Annotated in this window: 2 protein-coding genes and 1 pseudogene; 1 reads left to right on the plus strand and 2 read right to left on the minus strand. The window is 69.2% G+C overall.

From position 1 onward, the window contains the following. Positions 1-1,360 precede the first annotated feature (1,360 nt). Positions 1,361-1,468, plus strand: a pseudogene (locus ADK55_RS39725) (CsbD family protein); the annotation flags it as partial. A gap of 208 nt (positions 1,469-1,676) precedes the next feature. Here the strand turns inward: ADK55_RS39725 and ADK55_RS12290 are convergent. Continuing rightward, positions 1,677-2,030 carry a PRC-barrel domain-containing protein gene (locus ADK55_RS12290; RefSeq protein WP_053677978.1) on the minus strand — a complete coding sequence of 118 codons (354 nt, stop codon included), beginning with the start codon at positions 2,028-2,030 and terminating at the stop codon, positions 1,677-1,679. Positions 2,031-2,285: 255 nt separating this feature from the next. Further along, a complete protein-coding gene (locus tag ADK55_RS12295; RefSeq protein ID WP_053677980.1) occupies positions 2,286-2,702 on the minus strand; it encodes a CBS domain-containing protein in 417 nt (138 codons plus the stop codon). Positions 2,703-3,169 lie beyond the last annotated feature (467 nt).

Raw genomic sequence — 3,169 nt, forward strand, 5'->3', positions numbered from 1 at the left:
GCATGAGTGCCAAGGACCGGCAGCCGACTCGACGGGTTCCTACCAAGGTGATCACGCTGCAACCTTCGATAGTTCAGTGAGTCAAACAACGGCATTGGGTTCCCGCCCGACGATGTACCAACGCCCCCGACCATCAAGCAGCCACACCCAGGACCCGCGACCACACCGCCCGTCAACGGCCAACCACCCAGGCCCACCGACCGAAGAACCAAACAACCAACCCCCACACAAACCCAGACCCACCCACACCCACACCCACACCCACACCCACACCCACACAAGAAAGTCTGGCTAGTCACCGGTCGCGATACCGGGCCTGACCAGGGACGACATCGAGGAGGCCCCGTACCCGCTTCCCCCCATGTCTCCCCCCTTGTTTCCCCCCATGTGTACCGCCGCCAGGGGCCCGCCACCGGCCGGAACGGGTCTTGGAGACTGGCCAGATGAACGAGCTTCGCCCGCTGGGCTGAAACCCCGTCCGCCGGCCCCGCAGCTGCACCACCGCCTGGTCCCCGTCGCCGACGTCCAACAGGACCGGCGACGTCGCCGGTCCTGGACCGAACCGAGCCGCGAGCGACCCAACCGGCGAGTACCCCGAGCCGCCGCCCGGCCCACAAACCGGCCGGTGAGTCACTGGTGAGTTCACCGGTGAGTTCAGCAACCGGTGACTGAGCCGGTGAGTTCACCGCACCGGGCCGGTGACTGGGCCGGTGACCCCTGTTACCCGGCCAGTTACCGAGCCTGTTACCTCCACGCCTGTTACCAGGCCTGACCAGCGGAAAGACGTCCCGCAGGGTCACTTGCGCGCCCAGGCAACCGGGGTTGCACCGGAGCACGCGCGGTCACGCCGTCGCCCGCACGGCCGCGACGCCGGTCCGAGTACGCCGGTCGTGGTCGTCATGCCGGGCAATCCACCGGCGCCGTCATACCGCCGTGCCGTCATGACGGTGCGCCGTCACTGCGCCTCTGACCATCGGAGCCGGGCAAGGGCGCGGCCCCGCCGCGGTGGGCGTAACGTGGAAAGCGGAGCCCGAAGGGGTGGTCCATCCCCCGGGCGCCGTGGTTGGGATCGCACACCCTCGGGCGGGAGTCTGTTCGGCAGGCGCCCGCCCGGCCACTCACGACGCGGCCCCGACACACCGGATGGTGTGTCGGGGCCGAGGTTCGGGCCGGTCGTACTGCCCCAGAGCGCGCTGGGCACCGGTCCTGATCCGCGCACCCATGTCGGCGCGGACTGATCAAAACCCTAGCCGCGGCCGAGATGGCCCAGCCAGCCGTCGGCGCGCTTCTCTCGCCCAGGGTGGGCGGCGCTGGTCGCATTGATCGCAACCCGCAGGCCGGCATCGATCGACTCGGTGTCGGCCGCGCCGTCGGCAACGAGCGCATGACCGCCCAAGGCCATGGCGACCAGGCCAAGGGCAACGCCCGCCACGCCAAGGAAGACGTCAAGAACACCTTCCGCCACTGACCCGCGCACGGCCCCGGCCGTCACACCCCCCTGGGCGCCGACCCGCTCCCCCAGGTCGGGGCCCAGACACGTTCACCGTCGACCAGGACACATGCGTCCACCGCCGGACCCGGCGGAGCTTCGTCGCCCGTCCGCTCCGCGGGCTCGATCGGACTTCCGCGTGGCGCTGCGACTCCCATGCGGGAGCCGCAGCCGCCGGGGCGCAGGATCAGATGCCGATGTCCCGGCCGTAGTACTGGCCGACCTGGTCGCGGTAGGCGGCATCGCCGCGGTGCTTGTCCTTGTCGTACTCGGGAGAGTTCTTGATCTGGTCCTTGGTCAGGTTGACGTGGATCTCCTCCTCCTTCCTGTCGACGCGTACGACGGTGCCGGCGGGCAGGAGGACTTCCTTGCCGAAGATCCACGGGCCGGTGTCGACGACCACGTAGGAGGAACCGACCTCCTCGGTCGCCTCGTCGACCTTCCCGATGTGCCCGTCACTCGCCTGAACCTTGAAACCAACCAGGTTCGTACCGGGGTTGTGGTGCGACTCCGGGTTGTAGCTCCACATGCGCTCAGTCATGGCACTTCTCCTTCTGGACAGGGTGTGGTCGCCCCGCCCCTGCATTCGGGGCCGGGGATCAGGCCCATCCCTTCCCGCTGCCACCGGGCCGGAGCGTGCGGGTACGCCGATCGCCACAGCAGCCACCCGGACGATCGAATCCGCACGCCCACGTCGTTCGGCGCCGAGTGGCGAACGACCGGAGGGGAGTCCCGGCCCTTCGGGGCATCGCGGTCGTGCGGGGCACGCCCCGCGGAGCACGTCGGCGCGGGCCGGTCAGTTCAGCGAGATCGTCTCCAGCAGGTCGCCGACGTTCATGTCGGGAAGGGCGCGGGCGACATCGGCCAGGGCGACGATGCCGATCAGGGTGTGGCCGTCGATGACCGGGAGACGGCGGATCTGGTGCAGGCCCATGGTGCGCAGGATCTCGGCCGCGTCGTCGTCGGCGCCGATGGTGACGGCTTCTCCTTGCGCGAGGTCGCCCGCTTTGACCGTGGCGGGATCCTTGCCCGCGGCGAGGACGTTCACGACGATGTCGCGGTCGGTGAGCATGCCCTTGAGCCTGTCATCGGTTCCGCAGATCGGCAGCGAGCCGACCTTCAGCTCGGCCATCTTCTTCGCCGCCTCCAGCACCGTCTCCTCAGCGCCGATACACGTCGCGTCCGCCGTCACGATGTCGCGTGCCTTCGTCATGCCGTACCCCTTCGTCCTCGTTCGCCGGGATGCGCACCGGCCTCCTCGCGCGGGACCCGCGGGGGTTGGAGGGACGGGAGGGCCTGGGGCGGAGTTGGTCCTGACACCGCCACGCATGGGTGAACAGCCCCGTGCCAGGACAGGACGGGGAAACGCGGCCGATGTCAGGACCCAGGACCGCCCCGAGAGTCACCGGGGGGAACCTACGGAAGCCCCCGGGGCGGCGTGCATCCCGCCCCCTACAACGACCGGACACACCACCGGATGCGGGTCACCCCCGGGCAGCAACGCCGGACGTGGTCAAGGAGCGTTCCTGATAGCGCCTCAATCGGGCGGTGACTGGAGGTCGGTGACCGGTGACGTCACCAGTGAGGTTCCCCCGAGATGCGGGAAGTGGTGACAGGCTGTCAGATGGGTCGTATGAGAGGAACCCAGACGATGTCTGCCCCGAGGAAGTACCCGCTGGA

The organism is Streptomyces sp. WM4235 (genome assembly GCF_001279725.1).
GTDB lineage: Bacteria > Actinomycetota > Actinomycetes > Streptomycetales > Streptomycetaceae > Streptomyces.

What these genes read in the sequence shown, in the direction of transcription:
- ADK55_RS12295 (WP_053677980.1), bottom strand. Translation starts at nt 2,702, where the DNA reads ATGACGAAGGCACGCGACATCGTGACGGCGGACGCGACGTGTATCGGC.
- ADK55_RS12290 (WP_053677978.1), bottom strand. Translation starts at nt 2,030, where the DNA reads ATGACTGAGCGCATGTGGAGCTACAACCCGGAGTCGCACCACAACCCC.